Raw genomic sequence first — 25,728 nt, forward strand, 5'->3', positions numbered from 1 at the left:
TCACGACCGGTCAGCCGCCAAGCAGCCTCTCCACTTCGGCGGCTATCCGCAGCAGACGCCGGTCATGGCCGTTGCGCGCAACCAGCATCAGCCCAGCCGGTAGCGCCATGTCGGGCATGGGCAGCGAGATCGCGCAGAGATCGAACTGGTTGGCGACCTGCGTGTTGCGCAGCAGCAGGCCTTCGATGCGGTCGCGCAACTCGGCATCCTTGGCCATGGAAACGATGGTCGGCGCCATCAACGGCGTGGTCGGCAGGGCCAGCACATCCACCGAGGCCAATCGCTCATCCATGGCAGCGATAAGCGCGGCGCGGCGGCGCAACGCCCTGATATAGACCGGCGCCGGCAGCATCGCCGCCCGCGACAAAGGCCCGCTGACATGCGGATCGACCGGCACCGACGCCCCTGTCGCCAACCAGTCGGCATGCACTTCGGCCCCTTCCATGGCCGCGATCGAGCCCCGCTTGGTGGCGGTCCTGAATTCCGCGATCATGTCGTCGATCACCAGATCGGCCATGCGCGCGCCGGCCTGTTCGATCTTGCCGAGGCAATGCTCGAACGCCGCGGCAACTTCACCTTCGGTGTCGCCAAAAAGAACGCCGCGCGGCACACCGACCCGAAGTCCCGCGAGCGATACGGCCGCCAGTTCGGTCGGCACCTCGCCGGCCATCACCGCGTCCGCGGCGGCACATTGCGCAACGGTTGGGGCAAGCGGCCCGATCGAGTCCAGGGTGCCGGACAGCGGAAAGGCGCCGGTCAGCGGCACCCGCCGCGCCGTTGGCTTGAAACCAACCACACCATTGAGCGCCGCCGGAATGCGGATCGAGCCGCCGGTATCGGAACCGATGGAGATATCGCTCGTTCCCTCGCCGACGGAAACGCCGGCGCCTGAGGACGAACCACCGGGAATGCGGCTGGCATCGACGGCGTTGCCTGGCGTGCCGTAGTGCATGTTGTCGCCGATCGCCGTGAAGGCGAACTCGGTCATGTTGGTCTTGCCGGTGAGGACCGCACCGGCTTGCCGAAGCCGGCTGACGATGGCGGCGTCGCGCGCGGCGGGCGTAGCGGTCTTCCGCATCAGCGAGCCGGCCGTGGTCGCCTCGCCGGCGACATCGAACAGATCCTTGACCGAGACGATCGTGCCGTCGAGCGGTCCGAGCGTCACGCCGGCCCGACTACGGGCGTCGCTGGCATCAGCCGCCGCCCGCGCGGCGTCGACATAGAGCTTGGTGAAGACCTTTTCGTCGGCCGCACGATTGGCAAGACGTGACAGGATGATTTCGAGACGGTCGCGGATGGATTGCATGTCGATGTCGGACTCCGTCAGGATGCAACGTCTTTAAGGCAGGCAGCCGGTTGGGCCTGCGAAAGGGATGACCCGCCCGCATACCTTTGCACCTGCCAGCGATAGGAAGATACTGATGCTCTACAAAGGCAGCTGTCATTGCGGCAGGATCGCCTTCGAATTCAAGGCGGAACTGACCGGCGCCATCAGGTGCAATTGTTCGATCTGCTCGCGCAAGGGCGCGCTCTTATGCGCCATCCCGCATGAGAGCCTGACGGTCCTGGCCTGGGGCGATGACCTTGGCACCTATACATTCGGCAACCACGCCATGGCGCACCGCTTCTGCCGCACCTGCGGCATCCACCCGTTCGCGGAGGACGTCCGTGAAGGCGGTGAGCGCAGCGCCTATATCAATCTCAACTGCGTCGCCGATGTCGACCCATCCACCTTGTCGATCTTCGACTTCAACGGACGCTCGGCGTGAAGCGATTCCGGATTGCCTTACCGGTACCCGTTGCATCGGCGGGTTTGCCGGAGTGCGTGATCTTGCTGATCAACGACACGCCCTACGAGACCTACCTGGCGAAATAACCGGGCGCTCTATCCGGCGTGACGCAAGCTGACACCGCTGCCTTTGTCGAACAGCACCACCTTGTCCGGGTTCCAGGCAAAGCGCACCGGCTGCTCGATGGCGACGTCGGTCCTTGCCGGCACCGTGGCGCGCAGCGTCGTATCGCCGACGCGCAGCGTCAGGATCTTTTCGACGCCATGGTTCTCGACATCATGGACGCGCGCTTCGACCGGCGCGCCGCTCTCGAGATAGACGTCTTCCGGACGGATGCCGAAGACGAGCGGGCGACCGTCGGTCGCCGCACTCGCCTTGGCCCCCCGCAAAGGGCAGTTCGAAATTCAACGGCGCCATCACCGCGCGGCCGTTCACCAGCTTGCCGTCGATGAGGTTCATCGGCGGCGAGCCGACGAAGCTCGCCACATAGGTGTCGCGCGGATTGTTGTAGATCTCGTGCGGGGTGCCGGTTTGGACGATGCGGCCGTGGTTCAAGACGCCGACCTTGTCGCCCATCGACATCGCCTCGATCTGGTCGTGGGTGACGAACAGGAAGGTGGCGCCGAGTTGTATCTGCAGGTTCTTCAGTTCCGTGCGCAGCGCCTCGCGCAGCTTGGCGTCGAGTGCCGACAGCGGCTCGTCCATCAGGAACACGCGCGGCTTGCGCACGATGGCGCGGCCGATCGAGACGCGCTGCATCTCGCCGCCTGACAGGCGGTCGGTCTTGCGGTCAAGCAGATGCTCGATCCGCAGCGTACGGGCCGCGCGGTCGACGCGGTCCTTGATCTCGGCATCGGGTCCTCCGGTCAAGCCGGAGGATGACGGCGTGAGAGTTGAGAGGGCGACGCACACCGACCGGCGCGGACCGGCGCGAGCGCGACCTGCCGGATCGCGTCAGCTGCTGATCATCGCGCTGTCTTGTTGAGAGCGGTGACGACCAGCGCGAGAATCACCGCCGCGGCGGCGATTTCCCACACGAAAGCCTGCTTGTAGAAAGGCGGCGTGGCGAGCTGCGCCTTGCCGGCGAGAGTGTTGGGGTCCGGTGGATTGAGGAAGAAGACGCCGTAGAGATGCGCCGCCGTGATCGAAACCAGCAGCGCAATGCAGAAGACCAGCGCCACGACCAGCGCTACGGTCACCACACTGCGCACCTTGACGCCCGGCTGGGCCAACGGCAGCAGGTTGTTGATGAGTCCGGCAAGCACCACGAGACCGCTGCCGACCGCGTACAGGCCGATGGAAAAGGGTTGGAAGATCAGCACCAGCGCCATGACGCCGAGGCCAATGATGAAGACCTCGAGGCAGTACGCGCCGGCCCGGCTCATGCCGGAAGAACTGTCGCTCATGACCGCACCGCCTTTCCAGCGCCATCGAAGACATGGGTTTGCCTGGGATCGGGGCGTAGATTCAGCGCCTCGCCGACCTTGACCCGCTGGCTTCTCGTCACCACGACGCGGATGTCGGCGCCTGCCGCCGTGCGGGCATGAATAAGGGTTTCGGCGCCCATGGGCTCGATGAGCTCGGCCCGGGCGGAGATGGTGCCACGATCCCCCGTATCGGTCGCGGTGAAGGCGCGGGGGCGGACACCGATCGTCACCCTGCCGGGCTGCAGGCGCGCGACCGCCGCGTCCGTGCGGATCGCCAGATTAATGCCGGCCACGGCCATCTCCGCCGTGCCATCGGCGAAGGTCTTGAGGTCGGCCTCGAGAAGATTCATCTGCGGCGTGCCGATGAAGCTCGCCACGAAAGCATTGGCGGGCTTGGCAAAAACCTCGTGCGGTGAGCCGACTTGCTCGATCAGGCCGTCCTTCATGATGGCGATGCGGTCGGCCATGGTGAGCGCTTCGAGCTGGTCATGGGTCACGATCACGGTCGCTTTGGAGAGGCCCTGCAGCACTTCCTTGATCTGGCCACGCATGCTCTGGCGCAGTTCGACATCGAGACGCGACAAGGGCTCGTCGAAGAGGAAGCAATTGGGGTCGCGGACGATGGCGCGGGCCATGGCGGCGCGCTGCTTTTCGCCCTCGGATATCTGGTTCGGCAGCCGGTCGAGAACGTGCTCCAAGTGGAGGATCGCGGCGACGCGGTTGACGCGGGCAGTCCGCTCAGCCCTGGAAATGCCGTCATGATAGAGCGGGAAGGCGATGTTCTCGCCGACCGATGCCGACGGGTAGAGCGCGTAGAACTGGAACACCATGGCGATGTCGCGCTTTTCGGGCGGCAGGTTGTTCATCACCTTGCCGGCGATGACGACCTCGCCGTCAGTGACGCTTTCCAGCCCGGCGATGACGCGCAGGGTCGTCGTCTTGCCACATCCGGACGGGCCGAGAAGGCAGACGACCTCACCGGCGGCCACCGACAGGTCAACGTCCTTGACTGCGGTGAAGGAGCCGAAACGCTTGGTGACTTTGCGGAGTTCGATGGTTGACATCTCAGCGCTTCACGGTGCCGAAGGTAACGCCGCGCAACAGATGGTTTTGCAAGAAGAAGGTGACCAGGAAGACTGGGACGAGGAACAGGGTTTCGATGGCGGCAAGCAAAGTCCAGTCGGTGCCGCGTCCACCCGACGACACGGCCTGGTTCATGGCGACCGGGACCGTTCTCGTGTCGGGCCCCGAGAGCAACAGGGCGAAGAGGAACTCGTTCCAGGTGAGGATCAGGCCGAACACGAACGTGGCGGCGAGCCCGGCAATGACCTGGGGCAGGCAAATCTTGAAGAACACCCGCATTCCGGACGATCCGTCGATGCGGGCGGCATCCTCGACGTCTGGCGACAATTCATCGAAGAAGCTCTTCATCATCCAGATGGTGAAGGCCAGGTTGAAGGCGGTGTAGAGCATGATGATGCCGAGATACGAGCCCGACAGGCCCACTACGCGGAACATCAGGATCACCGGAATGATCACCACAATCGCCGGCAGCATGCGCGTGGTCAGGATGATGAACAGGTAGGTGTCATTGCCTTTCAGCGGATAGCGCGAGAAGCCGAAGGCCGCCAGGGTGCCGATGACCAGCGCCAGCAGCACCGACGCCGAGGCGATGAAGATCGAGTTGAAGAAATAACGGTCGAATCCTGTCGCTTCCGGGGCACCGTCCGGCGTCATCGAGCGGGAAAAGACGGACCCAAAATTTTCGAGCGTGGGCTTGAACACAAAATGGTCCGGAATCAAGCCGAACAGCGACGTGGGCGACAGCGTTGGAGGCACCAGGAGCGCGTCGCCCTGCGGTTTGAAGGCGGTGAATATGATGAACAGCACCGGCAGAAAATAGATAAAGGCGACGATGGCCACGGCGAGCGTCCGCCCCCAGCCGGCCTTGTCTACTCCGCTGGCCCTGCCGAAGCCGAGCTTTCCCAATATCGATTCGGCCACGGGTCAGGCTCCCTTCGTACGGCGGTTTGCGAGGTACAGGTAGAGGTTGGTGAGAACGATCACCATGAACAGCATCAGATAGGAGATCGCCGCGCCCTCACTCGTCTTGTTCTGCTCGTTGGCGATGCGGATCAAGTGATAGGAGATCGTCAGTGTGTCGTTGCCGCCCTTGGTGAGGAGGATGACGAGATCCGCCAGCTTGAATGCCTCGATGGTGCGGAAGAGAAGGGCCAACATCAGAAGGCCGCGGATGTAGGGGAAGGTGATCATCCAGAATTGCCGCCAGCTGGAAATACGGTCGATGGCAGCGGCCTCGTAGAGGTATTTCGGCACCGAGACGAGGCCCGCCAGCACAAGGAGCATGACGAAGGGCGACCACATCCATGCGTCGGCGAAAACGATTCCCGCCACGGCACCGACTTTGTTGCTCATCAGGATGAACTGGTTGCCGGAGATGGAATTGATGACGTAGCTGAGAATCCCGAATGTCGGGTCATAGTAGTAGGTGAAGAACACGCCAGAGGCGACAACCGAAAGCATCATCGGTGTCAGCACCAGGATCAACAAATACTTGCGCAGCGGAAATTGCTTGGCGAACAGGATGGCCAGCAGAAAGCCGACGATCATCTGCGCGGAGACGGTGAACACGACGAACATGGCGGTATTGATCAGCGCGCCCCAAGTCGCGTGAGCAGCGAGATCGTTGGTAAGGATCCGGACGTAGTTCCCGAGTCCGACGAAGCGGATCGTCTGCTGGTTTGCCTGGTAGGCGAAGAACGAAAGGCCCAGCGACCACAGCAGGGGGAAGATATTCATCACAAACAGAACGGCGATTGCCGGAGCGACCAGCAGGGCGCCGAAGTAGTGGCGGCGATACGCGTTGACGGTAAATGCGGCCGCGACCAACGCCGCCGCGGCGCCCACCACCCAGAAGGAGACAGCCGCCGGCAAGCCCGCCATTGATATGGCCGACACGACGACAGCGACAGCGATGGCGAGTTTCCAGTTGTGGGCAACAACCGCGGTAAGGCGTGGTGTCAGCAGCGTGCTTGAAACAGCGGTCATGGGAGTCCGAAATATGGAGCGCCTGGCGTGGCAATGATGGGGAGCGGCTTTGCCCGCTCCCCGCAGCTATGTCGGAAGGTTACTGGATAAGGCCAGCGTTCTTCAGGAGGTCCTCCTGGAACTTGGCGATGTTATCCAGGGTGGTCTTGGCGTCCTGCTTGCCAGTGATGGCTAGGTCGTACTGGTCCTGCTGCTGGGTGAGCAGTTCGAAGAACTGCGGCACGTGCCACATGTCCTTCTGCCAGTCGAGCGAGTTCGCCCAGGCGCGGTCCCACGGACGATAGGTCACGTATTTCGGATCGCTGTAGACCGACTTGATCGCGGACTGGCCGCCGGCGGCGGCGAACTGGTGCTGGATATCGGGCGAGAGCCACCACTTCACGAAGCCCACCGCTTCCTTGATTTGCTCAGGCGTCGTCCAGGTGGTGAGGACGAAAGGCTGTCCGCCGATCTGTGACGTACGATTCACCTTTCCGTCGGGGCCGCGCAGGCCTGGCGCCAATCCGAACACCAGCTTGTCGGCAACCTTCGACGTCTTGGGATCGAGCGAGGCTTCGCCGAGACCGATCCAGTCGATGTTCATGGCCACCTTGCCTTCACGGAACAACTGGTCCGAGACGAAGATGTCCATGGTGCCCGTCTTGACCACCGGCGGCATGTACTTCAGCAATTTGAGGAAATGCTCCATGCCCTCGATGGACTTCGGGGAGTTTACGACGCCTTCGGCATGTCCGGTCGGGGCCTTGGTTTCATCCCAGATGCCGCCGCCATGCTGCCAGACGAACGTGTGGACCGAGCTCGTCGAGAAGTCGTAGCCTTTGCCTGCCTGATAGGCGATGCCGTAGAAATCGTCATCCAGCACCTGGCCGGCGAGCTTGTCGCCCTTCTTGCGCTGGAAGAATTCGCCAACATGCTCGAACGTGTTCCAGTCCATGGCGTCGATTTCTTCGCCGGTGCAGGGCAGCTTCTCATTGTACTTCGCCTTGAAGGCGGCCTGCTCGTCGTCGTTGCAGAGCACGTCCTTGCGGCCGTAGGTGACCAGCACGTCCGGGAACTGCGGGAAGCCGTAGTAGTTCGGCGTGCTGTTGGGATAGGTCGAGTAGGCGTTGAGCACGGCGGGATGCATCGACTCCATCGCCGCCTTGAGTTCCGGGTCGGCATCGATGAGATCGTTGATCTTGCGGAAGTAGCCGCCTTCAACGAAGGCGCCCAACCACTGCGAGTCCGACACGATGAAGTTGTACTTCTTTTCGCCCGAGGTCAACGAGGCGTTGACGCGGGTGTAGAAATCCGGCCACGGAATGAAGTCGACATCGAGCTTCACGGTATTGCCAGACTTGGGCTTGTACTGCTCGTCGAAGAACTTCTTCATAATGCGGGTCGGGGGCCAATCCGGCACCGCCATCGTCAACGTCACTTCTTCGGCAGAGGCATAGGTCACGCCTCCCACCAGTAGCGTGGCAGCGAAGCTTGCGGCTGTCGCTAGCCCTTTCACTTTGGTCATCGCCGTCATTCGCGTTTCCTCCCTTGGTTAACCGGATTGCTTCTCGCCGTTCGCGTCAGGTCATTGCCTGGCCGCTCACGGCGCGGAAGACGTGGATTTTCCTGTTATCGATGGCGATCGATGCCGAATCGCCGGTCCTGATGCTGGCGGCGATCGCTTCCGGCAGCACCATGCGCAACATCTCGCCGCCGGCCTCGACCGAGACGATCGTGATGTCGCCGAGCGGTTCGACCAGATGCACCTTCGAGGCAACCCCGGCTTCGCCCTTGGTGGCGAGCCGAATGTCGCTCGGGCGAATGCCGATCAGCGCGGCCTCGCCGGCATCGGCAGTCTTTGGCGCCGTCGCCGGAACCAGAGTCCCGAGCGGCGTGTCGAAAGACCTGGTGTCGGCGCGCACCGAGGCCGTGAACAGATTCATGTGCGGCGAGCCGATCTTGCTGGCGACATAGGTATGGATCGGGTGCTCGTAAAGCTCGTCCGGCGTGCCGATCTGGACGATGCCGCCATCGCGCATGACGGCGATCGTCTCGCCCATCGAAAGAGCCTCGAGCTCGTCGGGCGTGGCATAGATCACGGTCATCCCGAACTGGCGGTGCAGCCGCTTCAGCTCGGCGCGCGTCTCGTGCCGAAGCTTGGCGTCGAGATTGGTGAGCGGCTCATCGAGGAGAAGAATCTTTGGCCGGCGGATCAGGGAGCGGCCGAGCGCGACGCGCTGCTGCTCTCCGCCGGACAGGGTTGCCGGCTTGGCCTTCAGGCGGTGTGTCAGCTTCAGGATCTCGGCGGTCTCTTTCACCCGCTTGTCGATCTCGGCGCGCGCGGCTTTCTCCTCGCGCAGCGGATAGGCGAGATTGTCGTAGACCGTGAGGTGGGGGTAAAGCGCGAAAGACTGGAAGACCATCGAGATGCCGCGGCCGGCGATCGGCGCATGGGTCATGTCGCGGCCGCCGATCTCAAGCGTGCCGGAGTCGGCCTGGACGAGGCCGGCGATAGTGCGCAGCGTCGTTGTCTTGCCAACCGAGCTCGGCCCGAAGAGTACGAAGAAGCGGCCTTCGTCGACGGCGAAGCTCAGGTCGTTGATGGCGCGCACGGATCCATAGGCTTTGCTGAGCCCATCGAGGCGCAGCGCAATCCCCTTGCCGGCACTGGCGCGAGGCGACGTCTGCGTCACGATGCGCCACCTCGTGCGGACGGAACACGCGCCATCCGTGTGATCCTCCTCGCCCTGCCGAAATGGACTGCGGCTGTCATTCCCGATCCGCCTTTTCTTTCCTAATCTGGTATTACCAATTTAAGATGCTCGTCAAGCGCTTTCTTAAAATTTGCCGTCACCAAAATAAGCTGAACACGTCCGCTATATGTGGGTATTTCCTTCATTTTTGGCAATTCTCCACCTTCATCCCGTTCGCAAAACGCCAATCCCCAAAATCACTGAAATCGCCGACCTTCAAATCTGGTCGAACCAGATTCGCTCCGAGCTACCGCGGCGACCGCCCCGGATTGCCCTCGACGCCCCCCCAATCCGGTCCGCGTCGGGAGAAGTCTCATATCCTGCATCCGCCTTCGTCCAGCCCTCCTCCATGCCCAACTCACGCCGCCACCACCACTGGTCAGGATGGCGTCCGGAGTCGCGCCTGGCGCACCAGCGCTGAGGCCGCCCACCGGGCGACGGCCAGGGTCTTGCCGCTGTCCAGGCCCCAGATGTCCTTCAGCACAATCAGCAGTTCGACGCCGAAAATCAGCGACAGCGCCTGCGCCAGGCGCTCGAATTCGCGCGGCGGCAGCTCGCCCCTCAGTGGCGCAAGCGCATCCTCCAGCAGGTCCATGCGATGGCCACGGGTGAAGGGTGGCTCGCCGCCCAGCGTGCCGGCCTGGCGCCGCGCCCATTGATCGAGCGACAGCTTCAATGCCGCCTTGAATGTGGCTTCGAAGGCCTCGATGCGCGGCATGGCGGTGTCGAACAATTCGGTGACCCGGCGCTCGGCATCGGCGGAGGTCGATTGCCAGGTGAGGATTGGCCCCAGCCCCTCGTCGACGACGGCCTGCACCAGTGCGGCCTGGCTCGGAAAATAACGATAGGCGGTGGCGCGGGAAACCTCGGCCGCCTCCGCAACCTCGCTGACCGACGGCGTGACGCCCGCCTGCATCAGTCTTGTCGCTGTCTCCAGCATCAGCCGTTTCGTACGCGCGCGCGGTCCTCGCTCCAGCGCTGGGCCGCTTCCCCGCTCGGCGTCGTCGCTGGCCGTGGATTGTTGACGTGAGACATCCATATCAATACGATACGCGCGTCTCAAAAATTTGCAATGACCTTCGCATCGTCGAACGGCCGGGCAATGAGCGGCAGACGCATCGCGCCCGCCTGGATTGGGGAACGCAATGAAGCGCATCTATGTGGTGGGCACCGCCGACACCAAGGGCGAGGAACTCGCCTTCCTGGCCGATGCGATCGCTGCAACGGGTGCCGCCGTTTCCCGCGTCGATGTCGGAACGCGCGACGCAACAATACCCGTCGACATCAGCGCGAACGACATTGCCGGCCACCACCCCGGCGGCAGTGACGCCGTGCTCGGCGGCGATGATCGTGGCGCCGCGGTAGCCAGCATGGGCGTCGCCTTCACCCGCTTCGTCCAGTCGCGAAACGACATCGCCGCCATGATCGGCATTGGCGGCGGCGGCGGCACGTCGATCATCACAGCGGGCATGCGCGCGCTGCCGCTCGGCCTGCCGAAAATCATGGTCTCGACGCTCGCCTCGGGCGACACGGCTCCCTATGTCGATGTCTCCGACATCATCATGATGCCGTCGGTGACCGACATGGCCGGGCTGAACCGGCTCTCCCGCGTCGTGCTGCACAATGCCGCCCAGGCGATAGCGGGCATGGCGGCAAGGCCGGCGCCGCCGCCGGACGGCAAGCCGTCGATCGGGTTGACCATGTTCGGCGTCACCACGCCTTGCGTCACCGCCATCGCCGACCAGCTTCGCACCGCGTATGACTGCATGGTCTTCCACGCCACCGGCACCGGCGGCCGCAGCATGGAAAAGCTGGCCGACAGCGGCCTGCTGTCCGGTGTCATCGACATCACCACGACAGAGGTCTGCGACCTGTTGTCCGGCGGCGTCTTGCCGGCGACGGAAGACCGCTTCGGCGCGATCGCCCGCACCGGCCTGCCCTATGTCGGCTCGGTCGGGGCGCTCGACATGGTCAATTTCTGGGCGCCCTCGACCATTCCGGAACGCTATCGCGGACGGCTGTTCTACGAGCACAATCCCAACGTCACGCTGATGCGCACCACTGCCGACGAGTGTCGCAAGATCGGCGAGTGGATCGGCGGCAGGCTCGCCCTTTGCGAGGGGCCGGTGCATTTTCTCATTCCGGAGAAGGGCGTCTCGGCGCTGGACATCAAGGGGGGCGCCTTCTTCGATCCGCAGGCCGACGCCGTGCTGTTCAAAGCCATCGAGCGCACCATCAAGCCGAATGCCAATCGCCGCGTCACGCGCTCGCCGCTGCACATCAACGACCCCGAATTCGCCAAGACCGCGGTCGCGGCTTTTCTCGACATCGCCAGGCACTGAGGTTCAAAAACATGCCCGCAATACCGCGCAAGGACATACTGAAGAAATTCAGGGGAATGATCGACAAAGGTGTGCCGATCGTCGGCGGTGGCGCCGGCACCGGCCTGTCGGCCAAGGCCGAGGAGGCCGGCGGTATCGACCTGATCATCATCTACAATTCCGGCCGCTACCGCATGGCCGGGCGCGGCTCGGCCGCCGGCCTGCTCGCCTATGGCAATGCCAATGAGATCGTCAAGGAAATGGCCTATGAGGTGCTGCCGGTGGTCAGGCACACGCCGGTGCTGGCCGGCGTCAACGGCACCGACCCGTTCGTCATCATGCCGCTGCTTCTGGCCGAGCTGAAGACGGTGGGCTTTTCCGGCGTGCAGAATTTCCCCACCATCGGCCTGTTCGACGGTAGCATGCGGCAGAGTTTCGAGGAGACCGGCATGGGCTTCGGGCTCGAGGTCGACATGATCGCCGAGGCGCACAAGCTCGACCTCTTGACCACGCCCTATGTCTTCAACCCGGACGAGGCGCGCGCCATGACCAAGGCCGGGGCCGACATCGTCGTCGCCCATATGGGCGTGACGACTGGCGGCTCGATCGGCGCCACCTCGGCCAAGTCGCTCGACGATTGCGTCGTCGCAATCGACGCCATCGCTGATGCCGCCCGCTCGGTGCGCAAGGACGTCATCCTGCTCTGCCATGGCGGGCCGATCTCGATGCCGGACGATGCCCGTTACATTCTGTCTCGCGCCAAGGGCCTGCATGGCTTCTATGGCGCGAGCTCCATGGAGAGGCTGCCGGCGGAAGCGGCGATTGCCCGGCAGACAGCCGATTTCAAGGCGGTGACGCTTGGCGGCGACAAAACGACCGCGAAGAAAAAGAAGGGATGAGATCATGACCGACAAGAGCAAGCTGTTTGTCTATCCGAAGGACGTCGGCGCCTTCGGCTTCGATTGGGGCCGACTGGCCCTGACAGTCGCTCCGGAAGTGAATGGCGCTGAGCGCTTTTCCGGCGGCGTCGTCGATCTCCCCTCCGGCAAGGGCCACACCCGCCACAGCCATCCGGGCGCCGAGGAAATCATCTTCGTCATCTCCGGCCATGGCGAGCAGATGGTCGAGGACGAGAAGGGCAATCCGGTGGTCGCGAAGGTCGGCCCCGGCTGCACCATCTATGTGCCGGAGAGCCGTTTCCATTCGACGCTGAATACGGGCGACGGGCCGATGCAGCTGTTCGTTGTTTACTCGCCGGCTGGGCCGGAACTGGTGTTGCGCGAACTGCCGGATTTCCGGCTGATTCCCGTGGGGCAGTGATAAAGTTTTATAGGGCGGCGCCGCCCCTCATTGTCCTGCCGGACATTTCTCCCCGTAGAACGGGGAGAAAGACGCTGTCATCGACGATTGGCCAGTCGCCAGAACTGCTCCCTTCTCCCCGTTCTACGGGAAGAAGGTGCCGGCAGGCGGATGAGGGGCGCCGGCCTTGGTCTTAAAAGGTCCCACCCCTGTTCCACCCCCGACCCCGGTCGCCGAACATCACATAGCCGGTGTCTGTCACCGCTAGCGTGTCCTCCAGCTTGATGAAGCCGCGCGTCGGATGAAGCATGGTCGTCTCGACCGACAGCACCATGTTCTTTTCCAGCGGCTTTGCCGCATAGGTGCCTTCATAGGCCACCGGGTGGTTGGTCATCAGGAACGGCGCTTCATGCGTGATCAGCCCCATGCCATGGGCGAAGAAATCCGTATAGGACGCAACCTTCGATGCCTTCAGCACACCCTCGGCGTGAGAAATCATGTCGCCGCCCAGCGTGCCGGCTTTCACCTTGGAGAACGCCGCCTGCTGCACGGTTTCGACCTCGGCCAGCAGGTCCTCGAGTTCGGCATCTGGCTCGCCCAGAATGCCCATGCGGCAGAGGTCGCCGATATAGCCGTGATAATTGCCGCCGGAATCGATCGACAGCACCTCGCCCTTCTTCCATGCCTGCGGCGAGGCGGCGCGGTTGTGGCTGGAGCCTAGCGTCAGCAGGCAATATTCGAAATGCGCGCCGCGATTGGTCTCCTCGCGCCGCAGCTGTTCGATCATCTCGGCCTTGGTCGTGCCTTCGCGCGCCCAGGCGATGGTTGCCAGCATGGAATCGGTGATCAGTTCGGAGGCCGTGCGCAGCTTCTCCAGCTCCGCATCGGTCTTGATGGCGCGCATGCGCTCCAGCATGTCGGTGGCGTCGATCAGCTTCGCTTCCGGCAATGCCTTGCGGATCAGCGCGTAGGCGTCCGACGGCAGGAAGCCGGGCTCGATGCCGATGCGCGCAGCAACCTTGCCGATTTTTTGCAGATGTTCGACGGCTAGGTTGGCGGCATCGAGCGTGCCCCAGCAAGCGGCATGCAGCGTCGGTGTCCAGAACGGGTTGTTCTGGTGCTCGCCGCCTTCCATGCGGTTGCCGATATAGGCCGCGTGATCCGGTCCGCCTTTTTCGTACACGACGATCGGCAGGTAACGGCTGTGGCCGATCGCATCCATGGCTGCGAAGAAGATGAATTTGTAGCCGCCCAGCAGATATTGCGTGTTGTGCTTGGAGGTCGCGAGCAGCACATCGATGCCGGCCTCCTCCATCAGCCGGTCGACCCTGGCCTGGTCGAACGGAATATTGCTGACGGCATTCTTGCCCGGCGCAATGTTCATCTCTCTCTCCCTGAATTTGCCTGGGATCGACGCTGTTCCGCTGCCAATCCTCTGGCTGTGGATCATATCTGCACCATTTTGCCCGCTCTGGTCTAGCCAGAAATACGCCAGCGGCGCAGCGAAACGGTCACCAACTCGTCATCCGTCGCGTATTCGCCAAAACTGGTCCTACCAGATAGATCGAATTGAACCCGTTCTCTTGAACTGGTCCAGCGGACGAAAATTTCAAAGCCAAGCAAGGATGCGCCAATTCCGTCTCTGGCGAAACCCTCGGCAAGGCTCATAATCGCCGCCGCAAGGATGCCGATGCCGGCATTCGAGGGGTGTTGTCGCGCCGATCGGGTCGCGGAGAGGACGGAGTTCGATCATGTCAGGTTTCACGATTTCGAGACGCAAGATGCTTGCCGGCTCGGCGATGCTGCTGACCTCCACGGCCATGCCGACATCGGGCTGGGCGCAGACACCGAAAAAGGGCGGCCGCCTGGTGCTCGCCGCCGATTCCGAGCCGCGCAACCTCAACCCGGCGATCGTCGCCTCCAACGGCGTCTTCTTCATCTCCAGCAAGATCGTCGAGACGCTGGCCGAAGCCTCCTTCGACGGCAAGGACGGGCTCGCGCCACGCCTGGCGCTGAGCTGGGAAGGTGCCGCCGACGGGTTGTCGGCGACGTTCAAGCTGCGCGACGGCGTCAAATGGCATGACGGCAAGCCGTTCACCTCGGCCGATGTCGCCTTCTCGGCGCTGCAGATCTGGAAACCGCTGCAGAATCTCGGCCGCACCGTGTTCAAGGATCTGGCCAGCGTCGAGACGCCTGACGATCTCACCGCGGTGTTCAAATTCGCCAAGCCGACGCCGTTCCAACTGATCCGCAACGCACTGCCGGCGCTGAGCAGCGTCGTGCCGAAACACATCTACGAGGTCGGCAAGATCGAGGACAACCCGGCCAACACCGCGCCGATCGGCACCGGCCCGTTCAAGTTCGGCGAGTACAAGGCCGGCCAATATTACCGGCTGACCAGGAACACCGACTATTGGGGCAAGGACGAACCCTATCTCGACGAGATCATCTACCAGGTGCTGCCCGACCGCACCTCGGCCGCCAGCGCGCTGGAAGCCGAGGAGATCCAGCTCGCCGCCTTCTCCGCCGTGCCGCTGGCCGACCTCGACCGCATCTCCAAGGTGCCGGGCCTGAAGGTGATCACCAAGGGTTATGAGGGGCTGACCTACCAGCTCGTCGTCGAGATCAACCATCGCCGCAAGGAACTGGCCGATTTGAAAGTGCGCCAGGCGATCGCGCATGCCATCGACAAGGACTTCGTCGTCAAGACGGTATTCCTCGGCTATGCCGCGACCGCCACCGGCCCGGTACCGAAGAACGATCCGCAATTCTACACCGCCGATGTCCCGACCTATGCCTTCGACGCCGCCAAGGCCAACGCGCTGCTCGATGAGGCCGGCTACAAGAAAGGTGCTGACGGCAACCGCTTCTCGCTCAAACTTTTGCCGGCACCCTATTTCAACGAGACCAAGCAGTTCGGCGACTATCTGCGTCAGGCGCTCGCGGCCATCGGCATCGACGCGCAGCTGGTCAACAACGACTCCGCCGCGCATATCAAGGCCGTCTACACTGACCACGCCTTCGACCTCGCCGTCGGCCCGCCGGTGTTCCGCGGCGACCCGGCGATCTCGACCACCATCCTGGTCCAGAGCGGCATTCCCGACGGCGTGCCGTTCTCCAACCAGGGCGGCTACAAGAACGACGCTCTCGACGCGCTGATCGCCAAGGCCTCGGAAACGCTCGACACGACGGCCCGCACGGACCTCTACAAGGAGTTCCAGAAAGAGGTGGCCGCCGACCTGCCGCTGATCAACGTTGCTGAATGGAGTTTCATCAGCGTCGCGCGAGACACGGTCGGCAATATTGCCAACAATCCGCGCTGGGCGGTCTCGAACTGGGCGGACACGTATCTGGCGGACTAGCGGTATCATCGCGGATGCTTGCGCATCGTTTGAGTGAGTGCTCATCATCGGCGATGAGAGTTCCCTCACGCTCCCTCTTGTCCTGCCGGAAAGCACCCGCCTTACCCTCCCCCTTGTGGGGAGGGTCGACGAGTGGATGCTGCGAAGCGGCAGCCAGTCGGCGGGGTGGGGGTACTGGCGCGAACCTGAAGACCCCACCCCGCTCCGCTTCGCGGATCGACCCTCCCCATAAGGGGGAGGGTAAGCCAACGTGACCCGCGCCCTCATCCTTCTCCGCCGCCGTCTCGTCGGCAGCGTCTTCGTGCTGCTGATCGTCGTCATCGGCACGTTCCTGCTGCTCGAAGCAGCCCCCGGCGATGCCGTTGACGCCTATATCGTCTCGACCGGCGGCGACGCCGGCATGATCGAATTGCTGCGCCATCGCTGGGGCCTCGACCAATCGGAACTGACGCGGCTCGCCAATTATCTCTGGGCGCTGCTGCATCTCGATCTCGGCCAGTCGGTGACCTTCTCCAGGCCGATCCGCGACGTGATCCTTGAACGGTTGCCCAACACACTGCTGCTGATGGTCAGCGCCACCGCGCTGTCCTTCGGGCTGGGCTCTGCGCTGGGCATCTATGCCGGCGCAAGGCCCGGCAGCGCCCGCGACCGCGTCCTGTCGATCGGCTCGTTGGCGCTCTATGCGGTGCCGGGTTTCTGGCTCGGCCTGGTGCTGATCGTCGTCTTCGCCGTCGACCTGCGCTGGCTGCCGATCGGCGGCATCGAGACGGTCGCCTCGGACAAGACCGGCCTCGACCGCGCCTCCGACATCGCCATCCATCTCATCCTGCCGGTGGCCGCACTCGGCTTCATCTACCTCGCGCTCTATCTGCGCATGATGCGCGCCGGGATGGCCGAAGCTTGGCGGCAGGATTTTGTCCTCGCCGCCCGCGCCAGGGGACTGTCGCGCCGCCGCGTCGTGCTCGCCCACGTCGCCCGCAACGCGCTGCTGCCGCTCATCACCATGCTCGGCCTGCAGTCGGCGCAGATGCTGGGCGGCAGCGTCGTCATTGAGAGCGTCTTTTCCGTACCGGGTCTCGGCCGGCTGGCACAGGAAGCGGTGGCTTCGCGCGACACGCCCCTGCTGCTCGGCATCATCCTCACCAGCGCCGTCCTGGTCGTCGTCATCAACCTGCTGGTCGACATCGCCTATGCCTTCCTCGATCCGCGCGTCGGCGCCGGCGAGGCCGGCGCATGAGCCTGATCCGCCGTTTCCTGCGCACCCCCGAGGCGGTCGCCGGCGCCATCCTGCTGGCCGCACTGATTGCGATGGCGCTCATCGCACCGCTGCTGTTTCCCGGCGATCCTCAAGCCATCGCCGGCCCGGCGCTGCTGCCGCCCTTCCAGGACTGGTCGCTGCCGCTCGGCACCGATCGGCTCGGCCGCGACGTGCTGGCCGAACTCTTTCACGGCGCCCGCACCTCGCTCGCTGTCGGCCTTGCGGCTGCCGCGGCGGCACTTGCTATCGGCTCGGTGGTCGGCACGCTTGCCGGCTTTGCCGGCGGCCTCGTCGACGAGGTGCTGATGCGCATCACCGATGCCTTCCAGACCGTGCCGAGCTTCCTGCTGGCGCTGGCTTTCGTCAGCGTCGTTGGCCCATCGCTCGGCATTGTCGTGATCGCCATCGCGCTCGGCACCTGGCCCGGCCCGGCCCGTATCGCCCGCGCGGAAGTCCTCTCCATTCGCGAACGCGACTATGTCGCCAGCGCGCGTGCCATCGGCATGCATCCGCTCGAAATCGCCTTTCGCGAGGTGTTGCCCAACGCCCTGCCGCCAGTGCTGGCAATGTCCTCGGTGATCGTCGCAGCCGCCATCCTAACCGAGGCGGCGCTATCCTTCCTCGGCCTCGGCGACCCTAACCGTGTCACCTGGGGCGGGATGATCGCCGAGGGCCGCGCCGTGCTGCGCACCGCGCCCTTCCTGTCGATCATGCCAGGTATTGCGCTGGTGCTGACAGTGCTCGGCGTCTATCTCGCCGGTGAAGGCATTGTCGAGACGACAGCGGTCAGGAGAGGTCTGTCGTGAGCGCGCTCGCTTCGATTCGCGACCTGACGGTGACCTATCGCCGCGACGGCAACGTTGTGGCGGCGCTGAAGAACATGAGCCTCGACATCGTGGCTGGCGAGCGCCTGGCTATCATCGGCGAAAGCGGCTCCGGCAAGAGCACGCTGGCGCTGGCGATTGCGGGATTGCTGCCGGCTTCATCAGCGGTTGGCGGAAGAATTGAATGGCCCGGCCTTGGTCGCGCACCCCTCCTTGGCCGCGACATCGGTTTCGTCTTCCAGGATCCGTCCGCGAGCCTCGATCCCGTGATGACCATCGGCAAACAGATCGCCGAAGTCGCCCGCACCCATGTCGGCCTCACCTGGTCCCAGGCATACGCCAAGGCCAAAACCCTGCTCGAACGCGTCCGCCTGCCCGACCCGGATTCGGCCCTGCACGCCTTCCCGCACCAGCTCTCCGGCGGCCAGAAGCAGCGCGTGGCGATTGCCGCCGCAATCGCGGCCGGGCCGAAACTGCTGATCGCCGACGAGGCGACCAGCGCGCTCGACACCATCGTGCAGGCAGAGATCGTCGCCTTGATCCGCCATCTGGTGGCTGAAGACGGCATGACGCTTCTGTTCATCAGCCATGACATTGCGCTGGCGGCCGAACTCGCCGAGCGCATTGCCGTGTTCCGCCATGGCCAACTCGTCGAACTTGGCACGACGGCACGGATTGTCGACGCGCCAACTCAAGCCTACACCCGCACCTTGCTCGACGCCCATATCGGCCTCGACGCCGCACCGCTGCTGAACCGAGCCGGGCTGTCCGCATGAGCCTGCTCGCCGTGTCCAGCCTCACCAAACGCTACCGTCGCGGCGGCAAGACCGTCATCGCGGTCGACGACGTCTCTTTTCACATCGAACCCGGCGAAACACTGGCGCTGGCCGGCCCTTCCGGCAGCGGCAAGTCGACGATCGCCCGGCTGGTGCTGCGCCTGATCGAGCCGGACGCCGGCGCCATTGAATTCGAGAGCGACGACTTCCTGGCCTTGCGCGGCGCAACGCTCAGAGCGCGCCGCGCGCGTCTGCAAATGGTGTTCCAGGATCCGCTTGCCGCCTTCAACCCACGCGCCACCGTGGCGCGTGTCCTCGATGATCCCTTGCGCATCCACGGCATCGCCTCCCGCACCGAGCGGCCGCGCCGCATCGCCGCCTTGCTCGAGCGTGTCGGGCTGGCGGCCGATCTCGCGCCGCGAGCCATCCACGAAATCTCCGGCGGTCAGCGGCAGCGCGTCGCCATCGCCCGCGCCATTGCCACAAGACCATCGCTGATCGTGCTCGACGAGGCAGTCTCGGCACTCGACGTCTCGGTGCGCGGCCAGATCCTCGCCCTTTTGCTGGACCTGCAAAGGCAGGAACGGATCGCCTATCTCTTCATTTCCCATGATCTCGGCGTCGTGCGCGCCGTCGCCCACCGCGTCATCCTTCTCGATGCCGGACGGATCGCCGAGAGCGGCGATGCCCGCGCCGTCATCGACGCCCCGCAATCGGCCATCGGCAAGGCGTTGGTGGCGGCAGCACCAAGGCTCAAAGCAACCACACAGGACGCATCATGACCGCTCCCGAAGCCAGAGCCGAAAAGCTGTCGCGTGAACTCGATTCCGCCTTCCGCAACCGCGCCGATCTCTACCGACTGTTCCTCGAAGAACTGACCGGAGAGATGGGGTCTGACAGGGCGGAGGCGATCATGATCCGCGCCATCGAACAGCGCGGCAAGGAAGTGGCGGCGGCTGCCTTCGCCAGCTTCGGCGCCAACGATGCACGCGCCATCGGCGAAGCCTTCCTGGCGGTCAGCCCGGATGGCGGCCTGATGTATCCGACCGATGTCGAACGCGGCGATGACCGCATCGCCTTCAAGGTCAAACGCTGCCCGCTGAAAGACGCCTGGGTCGAGGCTGGCGTTGGGGACGAAAGGCTCGCCACGCTCTGCCGCATCGCCGGCGCCTTCGACCGCGGCCTGTTCGAGGCGACCGGCGTGCGCTTCGACAATCTCACCTGGACGCCCGGCCACGGCTCCGGCTGCTGCCACATCGCGCTGACCAATCGCGATGCCGGCTAAGCAGTTCTAAGGTGTGTTGAGATAGGTGAGCACCGGCCTACGCCCAGCCGTAGCCTTAGCTGCCACGCCGTTCACGAGTGCTTCGGCCGGCGAAGGCCGGAAGCGCAGGAAACCACCGTTTGCAGACCGGCATCACCTGAATATCAATGCACCTAACCGCCGACCATCAGCTTGACGACCTCATCATGGTTGGTCTCGGAAATCTTGCGCTCGCCGGCCTGGACGCCGCGCCGCAGCACGACGATACGGTCCGACACCGCAAAGATGTCCTGCAGATTGTGCGAGATGAAGATCACGCCGCGTCCTTGCGCCTTGAGCTGGTGGATCAGCGAGATCACCTTGCGCTGCTCCGGCACGCCAAGTGCGGCGGTCGGTTCGTCCATGATCAGGATCTGCGCATCCCAGTAGACGGCGCGGCCAATGGCGACGGCCTGGCGCTGGCCGCCGGAGAAATTGCTGACCGGAGCCTCGAGCCGGCTGACATGGAAATCCAGCCGCCCCATCGTTGCCTTGGCCGCTTCGGCCATCGCCTTGCGGTCGAGCACTGGCAGGAAGCCGAACGCCTTGCGCATCGGTTCGCGGCCGAGGAAGATGTTGGCGCCGATCGACAGATTGTCGGCGAGCGCCAGATCCTGGTAGATCGTCTCGATGCCCTTTTCGCGCGCCTCTTGCGGCGTCGCGAACGTCACCGGCTGACCCCGCAGCAGTATCTCGCCACCCGTCGGCTGAAACACCCCCGATATCGCCTTGATCAGCGTCGTCTTGCCGGCACCGTTGTCACCGGCCAGCGCCACCACTTCGCCCGGCCGCACGGCCATGGAGAAGTCGTTGAGCGCACGCACGGCGCCGAAGTGCTTCGACAGGTTGCGGACTTCCAGCAGGGGCGCGTTCTGGTTGGTGCTATTCATCCTGACGGGCTCCACTGAACCGGCGCTGCGCCTGGTCGATAAGGACGGAAATGATGATGACGACGCCGACGGCGATGAACTGCCAGAACGGCTCGACATTGACGAAGACCAGCCCGTACTGGATGACCGCGATCACCAGCGCCCCGGCGACGGTGCCGAAGATGGTGCCGGAGCCGCCGAACAGGCTGGCGCCGCCGATCACCACCGCCGCGACGCTGTCGAGCAGCAGGGGTTCGCCGGCCTGTGCGGCGCCCGCCGTGAAGCGCGCGGCATAGAGCGCGCCGCCAAGGCCGGCGCACATCGCCGACAGCACATAGAGCCGCAATATGTGGCCCCTGATGTCGATGCCGGCCCGCCGCGCCGCCTGCACATTGGCGCCGATGGCGTAATTGTGCTGGCCGAACCGGGTCTGGCTGAGCAGGTAGTGCATGACGATGACGAAGATGGCGGTGATCAGCACCAGATAAGGGATGCCATAGAACTTGCCGTTGCCGAGCAGCGCGAACCAGGAGTTCTGCACTGGCACGGTGGTGCCGCCGGCAAGCAGGAAGGCGGCACCGCGCGCGACGCCGAACATGCCGAGCGTGCCGATGAAGGGCGGCACCTTGAGCCGCGAGATCAGCAGGCCGTTGATGACGCCCGGCACGCCGGCGACGATCACCGAGGCAAGGATGCCGGCCAGCATGGCCAGCGGCAGGGGAATGGCTGCGCCCGCTATATTGGTGGCATGCGCGGCGATGACGGCGGCCAGCCCCATGATGAAGCCGAGCGACAGATCGATGCCGCCGGAAATGATGACGAAGGTCTGGCCGGTCGCCAGCAGCAGCGGCGCCACGGCGAAGATGGCGATGGACTGCAGGTTGAACGGGTTGAGGACGAAGGTCGCACCGAAGGCGAGCCGCGACCAGACCTCGAAACAGATGAGCAGTCCGGCCAGGAACAGCCAGGCGCGGCCTTCGGCGATGCGTGCGACCAGGCTTCGGGCCGGATCGCCATGGTCGGCCTGAGGGGCGACATGCTTCTCGGCAGGCTGGGCTGGTGATGTCGAGGTCATGGATACTCCGCGGCGCCTTCAAACAGGTCTCGATTGGCGAGGGACCCGGTGCAGGCTCTTCCCGGCGGGCCGGGAAGAGCCAGACTGTGCTGGACTTACTCGGAGTAGAGATACTTCGAGATGTTCGGGTCCGCGATGTTGGACTTGTCCATGATTGTGAAGCCGGTGCCGATGGTGACCGGGATCGAATGGCCGGTCAGGTGGGCATAGGCCGAGACGACGCCGTAATAGCCGATCTCGGCTGGATGCTGGGCGATCGCCACGTCGACCAGGCCGGTGTTGATGTTGTCGACGATGCTGGTCGGCGCATCGAAGGCGACGACCTTGACCGTGCCGGTCTGTCCCGCCTGCTTGACGCCGTTGGCGGCACCCAGCGCCGAGAACAGATTGGCGCCGAAGACGCCGACCAGGTCGGGATTGCGCGCGAACACCGCTTGCAACTGCGAAGCCGCCTTGTTGGCGTCGTCATCATTGAACTGGGTTTCCAGCACGGTGATGCCCGGATGCTTGGCCATCTCCTTCTTGAAGCCTTCTTCACGCTGGTCGGTGGTCGAGATGCCGGGCTTGACGTTCGAGACGTAGACCTTGCCCTTGTCGCCAATGGACGTGGCCAAAGCCCGCGCCGCGATCTCGCCGCCCAGCACATTGTCCGACGCGATGTAGGACAGCGGGAAATCGGCATCGCCGGCGCCGGTCTGGTAGACGCCGCTGCCGATGAAAGTGTCGACGGTGATGACCGGAACGCCGGCGTCATTGGCCTTGCGCAGCGGCTCGACCAGCTGAACCTTGTCGGTCGGCGCGATCAGGATCGCATCCGGCTTCTTGGCGATGACCGCGTCGAGCACCGGCACCTGGGTGACGGGGTTGAAGTCCGGCGCACCCTGGAAGACCAGATTGACGCCAAGCGCGTCGGCCGCCGCCTGGGCGCCCTTGCGCATGGTGATGTAGAAGCCGTCCGTGGTCAGGCCCGGAATGAGCGCAATGGTGTATTTTTTGTCCTGCGCCTGCGCGGGCGCGATCAGCACCGTGGCACTGACGGCGAGCGCCGCGAGCGCGGCAACGATCTTTTTCATGACATCCTCCTCATTGTTGGCAGATCTGCCGTTGCAAGTGACATTGGAATGGCCGTCATCCGTTCGGATGCCGACGGCCGGGAACGCCTGTTTGCCTTTCGCGGGCAGCTCCTCCCAAGCGCCCTCCAGTCGATATGTCGGCCGGTCAGTCGCCGGCGCACCGGGCCACAGCCCCTTTCCCTAGCCTCCGCGAGGTCCGGCAAACCGTGTCCCACGCCTCGCCTTGCCGGCGGGCGTTCGAACTTGTAACACTTTGCAGAAATAAATTGCAACTCGGTTTTTCCGAGTTGGCAGTGCCGGGCTTTTCACACCGAACGACATCCGACTGCTCCGCAGAGCCCCGGTCAACTATCACCCGCGGCTTTCGGCGGCACAACTGGTTTCGTGACGGCGTCCTGCCTGGATTATTCGTTAAGCGAACGCCGCGAGGATGGCCTGCGCCGTCTTGGTATCGGTCACCAACGTGTTGATGAGACCGGCGCGAACGGCGGCGATAATCGCCGTCGCCTTTTCCGGCGACGCGGCGAGGCCAATGACCAGCGGCACCGCGCGCAACTGCGCCGGCGACATGGCGATCATCCGGCTCTCCCCTTCCCAGGCAATCAGCGTGCCTTCGGCATCGAAGTAATGGCGAAGCACGTCGCCGGCGGCATGAACCAGCGCCTGCTCGCTCGGCGTGGCGGCGCTCGCCTCGGGGGCGTTGATGGCATGCGGCAGGCCGATGCCGACGATCGCGACATCGGTCCTCTCCCACAAAGCGACGGCATCGCGGATGGCGGTGTCGCGCAGGAAGACCTCTCGCAATTCGCTGGAAGGCAGATAGGGGGCATGGATGAAATGCGGGGTGCCGCCGAACTCCTCGGCGGCGAGCCGCACGAATTCATTGACCTGAAAATGCGCCGCCTGCTGCTGCATGCCGCCGGTGGCGGCCACGGTCAGCACGCCGGGCATGCGCGGCAGTCCGGCCCGGATGACCTCGCGCACGGCGCGCCCCCAGCCGATGGCGACGACGGAGCCCGCCACCAGCTGCGCCTGCCGGAGCAGCCCGCCAAGGGGTGCCGCGAGCGCCGCCAGCGTGCCCGCCGCCGGCGTCTCGACCACCGCGGCATCGCGCAATTTCAAGCCATCGATCAGTTGCCTGGTGATGTCCTCCGGCGTTGCCAGGTCTAGAACCTCGATGCGGACAATGCCCTCGGCCCGCGCCCGCTGCAGCAAGCGCGAAATCGTCGCGGTGGACACTCCGAGCCGGCGAGCGATATCGACCTGCGACATCTCCTCCACATAATGCAGCTTGGCCACCGTATGCAGCATCGTCCGCGATGCGGTCGCATCCTGGATAGGAGGGGAAGACAGCTTGCAATTCCTTTCAGCAACGTGTTACATACACATAGGCCGACGGGAGTTATCGCGCAAATCCAGCCAACTCGCAACGTGCGGCGGGCCGCGAGCCCGGCGAGGCGCTTTCTTCAAAGGCGATGGCGCGTCACGGCTCACTGCCGGCCAGAACTGAACATCGTTGTTTCCACGGGATCCGCGCCCTTCGTCTGGAGAGCGCCAACATCGGATTGAGACCATGACCAAGATGACCACCGCGGAACTGCGCGGCTATCAGCAGATATGTGGCAAGGACGGGGCCATGGTGGCCATCGCCTGCGACCAGCGCGGCGGCATGCGGACCCTGCTGGCGTCGGACCCGGACGAACAGGCCAAGATCACCAATGACATGCTCGGCGACACCAAGGCCGACATCACGCGCTACCTCGCCAGTGCGGCGTCCTGCGTGCTGCTCGACCCGCTCTGCGCGGTGCCGCGCATTGTCGACGAAGGCGTCCTGAACCGCGATACGGCGCTGCTCATCGGCCTCGACGCTTCCGGTTTCGATATCTCTCCCGAAGGCTACCGCCTTTCGCGCCTGGTTCCCGGCATCGACGCGCGCCGCGTCCGCGCACTCGGCGGCACAGGCGGCAAGATCATGGTGTATCTGCGGGCCGACAAGCCTGAGGCGAATGAGCACAACATCGCCATCCTGCGCCAGTGCATCGCCGATTTCGGGCAGGAAGACCTGCTGCTGGTCGTCGAGTTCCTGACCTACCAGCTCGACGGGGAAAGCCCCGAGGACTATGCGGCCAAGACGCCATCGCTTGTCGAGGAAGGCACCAGGATTTCGCTGGAGTGTGGCGCCAAGGTGCTGAAGCTTCCCTACCCCGGGACGCCGCAAGCCTGCGCCAACATCACCAAAATGGCCGGCGACGTGCCCTGGGCGGTGCTTTCGGCCGGCGTCAACCACGCGACCTTCCTCGGCCAGGTCGAGATCGCCATGCAGAATGGCGCCTCGGGCGTCATCGCCGGCCGCTCGCTGTGGAAGGATTGCATCTCGCTCGACCGTGACATCCAGCGCGAAAGGCTTAAGACCATCGCAGTGCCGCGATTGCGTGAAATCCAGGCCGTGATCGGGCACTACCGGCAGAAAGCCGCTGCCTGACAGCTGCGTTGGACGAGAGCTGTTCCGGCGAAAGTGTGAAGCGGCTTTGCGTCCGGAATTGCGCGAAA

General features: G+C 64.2%; 25 protein-coding genes and 1 pseudogene. 11 read left to right on the plus strand and 15 right to left on the minus strand.

Translation table 11 applies throughout. The features are described 5' to 3' along the window. Positions 1-10 precede the first annotated feature (10 nt). Entirely contained in the window at positions 11-1,306 is a 1,296-nt protein-coding gene (locus tag CK227_RS10025) for an amidase (RefSeq protein ID WP_095772408.1), read from the minus strand. A 115-nt stretch (positions 1,307-1,421) separates the two neighbouring features. On the opposite strand from CK227_RS10025, the gene CK227_RS10030 reads away from it, so the two are divergent. Beyond that, the gene (locus tag CK227_RS10030; protein WP_095772407.1) at positions 1,422-1,769 is read left to right on the plus strand and encodes a GFA family protein; all 348 of its coding nucleotides are present in this window, start codon (positions 1,422-1,424) and stop codon (positions 1,767-1,769) included. 116 nt (positions 1,770-1,885) lie between these two features. Here CK227_RS10030 and CK227_RS10035 read toward each other — a convergent pair. The 8 genes and pseudogenes from CK227_RS10035 to CK227_RS10070 all read right to left on the minus strand — a co-directional run. Continuing rightward, positions 1,886-2,639: pseudogene (locus CK227_RS10035) on the minus strand (ABC transporter ATP-binding protein); the annotation flags it as partial. 116 nt (positions 2,640-2,755) lie between these two features. After that, positions 2,756-3,196, minus strand: coding sequence for a hypothetical protein (locus CK227_RS10040; RefSeq protein ID WP_095772406.1), 441 nt, complete (start codon positions 3,194-3,196; stop codon positions 2,756-2,758). Beyond that, the gene (locus tag CK227_RS10045; protein ID WP_095772405.1) at positions 3,193-4,281 is read right to left on the minus strand and encodes an ABC transporter ATP-binding protein; all 1,089 of its coding nucleotides are present in this window, start codon (positions 4,279-4,281) and stop codon (positions 3,193-3,195) included. Before CK227_RS10045 ends, CK227_RS10040 begins: the two co-directional genes overlap by 4 nt. 1 nt (position 4,282) lies before the next feature. Then, entirely contained in the window at positions 4,283-5,221 is a 939-nt protein-coding gene (locus CK227_RS10050) for a carbohydrate ABC transporter permease (protein WP_095772404.1), read from the minus strand. Positions 5,222-5,224: 3 nt separating this feature from the next. Continuing rightward, on the minus strand, positions 5,225-6,286 hold the full coding sequence (locus CK227_RS10055; RefSeq protein ID WP_010911632.1) for a sugar ABC transporter permease: 1,062 nt from the start codon (positions 6,284-6,286) through the stop codon (positions 5,225-5,227). A gap of 79 nt (positions 6,287-6,365) precedes the next feature. Beyond that, entirely contained in the window at positions 6,366-7,799 is a 1,434-nt protein-coding gene (locus CK227_RS10060; RefSeq protein WP_095772403.1) for an ABC transporter substrate-binding protein, read from the minus strand. Positions 7,800-7,845: 46 nt separating this feature from the next. Then, positions 7,846-8,958: an ABC transporter ATP-binding protein gene (locus CK227_RS10065; RefSeq protein WP_095772402.1), complete on the minus strand. Its 1,113-nt coding sequence runs from the start codon at positions 8,956-8,958 to the stop codon at positions 7,846-7,848. A gap of 439 nt (positions 8,959-9,397) precedes the next feature. Beyond that, positions 9,398-10,057, minus strand: coding sequence for a TetR/AcrR family transcriptional regulator (locus CK227_RS10070; protein WP_095772401.1), 660 nt, complete (start codon positions 10,055-10,057; stop codon positions 9,398-9,400). Positions 10,058-10,163: 106 nt separating this feature from the next. Between CK227_RS10070 and CK227_RS10075 the strand changes: the two genes are divergently transcribed. Genes CK227_RS10075 through CK227_RS10085 form a run of 3 tightly spaced genes read left to right on the plus strand, consistent with a single transcriptional unit; the run spans position 10,164 to position 12,659 of the window. Continuing rightward, positions 10,164-11,360 (plus strand): Tm-1-like ATP-binding domain-containing protein, encoded by a 1,197-nt coding sequence (locus CK227_RS10075; RefSeq protein ID WP_095772400.1) that lies wholly within the window; start codon positions 10,164-10,166, stop codon positions 11,358-11,360. An 11-nt stretch (positions 11,361-11,371) separates the two neighbouring features. Further along, positions 11,372-12,238, plus strand: coding sequence for a phosphoenolpyruvate hydrolase family protein (locus CK227_RS10080; RefSeq protein WP_095772399.1), 867 nt, complete (start codon positions 11,372-11,374; stop codon positions 12,236-12,238). A gap of 4 nt (positions 12,239-12,242) precedes the next feature. After that, positions 12,243-12,659 (plus strand): cupin domain-containing protein, encoded by a 417-nt coding sequence (locus CK227_RS10085; RefSeq protein WP_095772398.1) that lies wholly within the window; start codon positions 12,243-12,245, stop codon positions 12,657-12,659. Positions 12,660-12,831: 172 nt separating this feature from the next. On the opposite strand, the gene CK227_RS10090 is transcribed toward CK227_RS10085, so the two are convergent. Then, positions 12,832-14,022 carry a Xaa-Pro peptidase family protein gene (locus CK227_RS10090; RefSeq protein ID WP_095772397.1) on the minus strand — a complete coding sequence of 397 codons (1,191 nt, stop codon included), beginning with the start codon at positions 14,020-14,022 and terminating at the stop codon, positions 12,832-12,834. Positions 14,023-14,114: 92 nt separating this feature from the next. After that, positions 14,115-14,306: a hypothetical protein gene (locus tag CK227_RS36120; protein WP_142884599.1), complete on the minus strand. Its 192-nt coding sequence runs from the start codon at positions 14,304-14,306 to the stop codon at positions 14,115-14,117. A gap of 83 nt (positions 14,307-14,389) precedes the next feature. Between CK227_RS36120 and CK227_RS10095 the strand changes: the two genes are divergently transcribed. From CK227_RS10095 to CK227_RS10120, 6 genes are all read left to right on the plus strand, one after another. Beyond that, positions 14,390-16,000: an ABC transporter substrate-binding protein gene (locus CK227_RS10095; protein WP_095772396.1), complete on the plus strand. Its 1,611-nt coding sequence runs from the start codon at positions 14,390-14,392 to the stop codon at positions 15,998-16,000. 250 nt (positions 16,001-16,250) lie between these two features. Beyond that, on the plus strand, positions 16,251-17,237 hold the full coding sequence (locus CK227_RS10100; RefSeq protein ID WP_095772394.1) for an ABC transporter permease: 987 nt from the start codon (positions 16,251-16,253) through the stop codon (positions 17,235-17,237). After that, positions 17,234-18,064, plus strand: a complete 831-nt coding sequence (locus CK227_RS10105) for an ABC transporter permease (RefSeq protein WP_095772393.1) — start codon at positions 17,234-17,236, stop codon at positions 18,062-18,064. The genes CK227_RS10100 and CK227_RS10105 overlap by 4 nt, the downstream gene beginning before the upstream one ends. Beyond that, on the plus strand, positions 18,061-18,858 hold the full coding sequence (locus tag CK227_RS10110) for an ABC transporter ATP-binding protein (RefSeq protein WP_095772392.1): 798 nt from the start codon (positions 18,061-18,063) through the stop codon (positions 18,856-18,858). The genes CK227_RS10105 and CK227_RS10110 overlap by 4 nt, the downstream gene beginning before the upstream one ends. Further along, positions 18,855-19,640 (plus strand): ATP-binding cassette domain-containing protein, encoded by a 786-nt coding sequence (locus tag CK227_RS10115; RefSeq protein ID WP_095772391.1) that lies wholly within the window; start codon positions 18,855-18,857, stop codon positions 19,638-19,640. The genes CK227_RS10110 and CK227_RS10115 overlap by 4 nt, the downstream gene beginning before the upstream one ends. Further along, a complete protein-coding gene (locus tag CK227_RS10120) occupies positions 19,637-20,143 on the plus strand; it encodes an L-2-amino-thiazoline-4-carboxylic acid hydrolase (RefSeq protein ID WP_095772390.1) in 507 nt (168 codons plus the stop codon). Before CK227_RS10115 ends, CK227_RS10120 begins: the two co-directional genes overlap by 4 nt. A 152-nt stretch (positions 20,144-20,295) precedes the next feature. On the opposite strand, the gene CK227_RS10125 is transcribed toward CK227_RS10120, so the two are convergent. From CK227_RS10125 to CK227_RS10140, 4 genes are all read right to left on the minus strand, one after another. Further along, on the minus strand, positions 20,296-21,051 hold the full coding sequence (locus CK227_RS10125; protein WP_095772389.1) for an ATP-binding cassette domain-containing protein: 756 nt from the start codon (positions 21,049-21,051) through the stop codon (positions 20,296-20,298). Beyond that, on the minus strand, positions 21,044-22,105 hold the full coding sequence (locus tag CK227_RS10130) for a ribose ABC transporter (RefSeq protein WP_095772388.1): 1,062 nt from the start codon (positions 22,103-22,105) through the stop codon (positions 21,044-21,046). The genes CK227_RS10125 and CK227_RS10130 overlap by 8 nt, the downstream gene beginning before the upstream one ends. Before the next feature lie 95 nt (positions 22,106-22,200). After that, complete coding sequence (locus tag CK227_RS10135; protein ID WP_095772387.1) at positions 22,201-23,178, minus strand: ABC transporter substrate-binding protein; 978 nt, start codon at positions 23,176-23,178, stop codon at positions 22,201-22,203. Positions 23,179-23,589: 411 nt separating this feature from the next. Then, entirely contained in the window at positions 23,590-24,489 is a 900-nt protein-coding gene (locus tag CK227_RS10140; RefSeq protein ID WP_095772386.1) for a sugar-binding domain-containing protein, read from the minus strand. Between the two features lie 262 nt (positions 24,490-24,751). Here CK227_RS10140 and CK227_RS10145 point away from each other — a divergent pair, with 262 nt between their 5' ends. Beyond that, entirely contained in the window at positions 24,752-25,660 is a 909-nt protein-coding gene (locus CK227_RS10145) for a tagatose-bisphosphate aldolase (protein WP_095772385.1), read from the plus strand. Positions 25,661-25,728 lie beyond the last annotated feature (68 nt).

Origin of the sequence: Mesorhizobium sp. WSM4308 (assembly GCF_002294905.1) — a bacterium.
GTDB lineage: Bacteria > Pseudomonadota > Alphaproteobacteria > Rhizobiales > Rhizobiaceae > Mesorhizobium.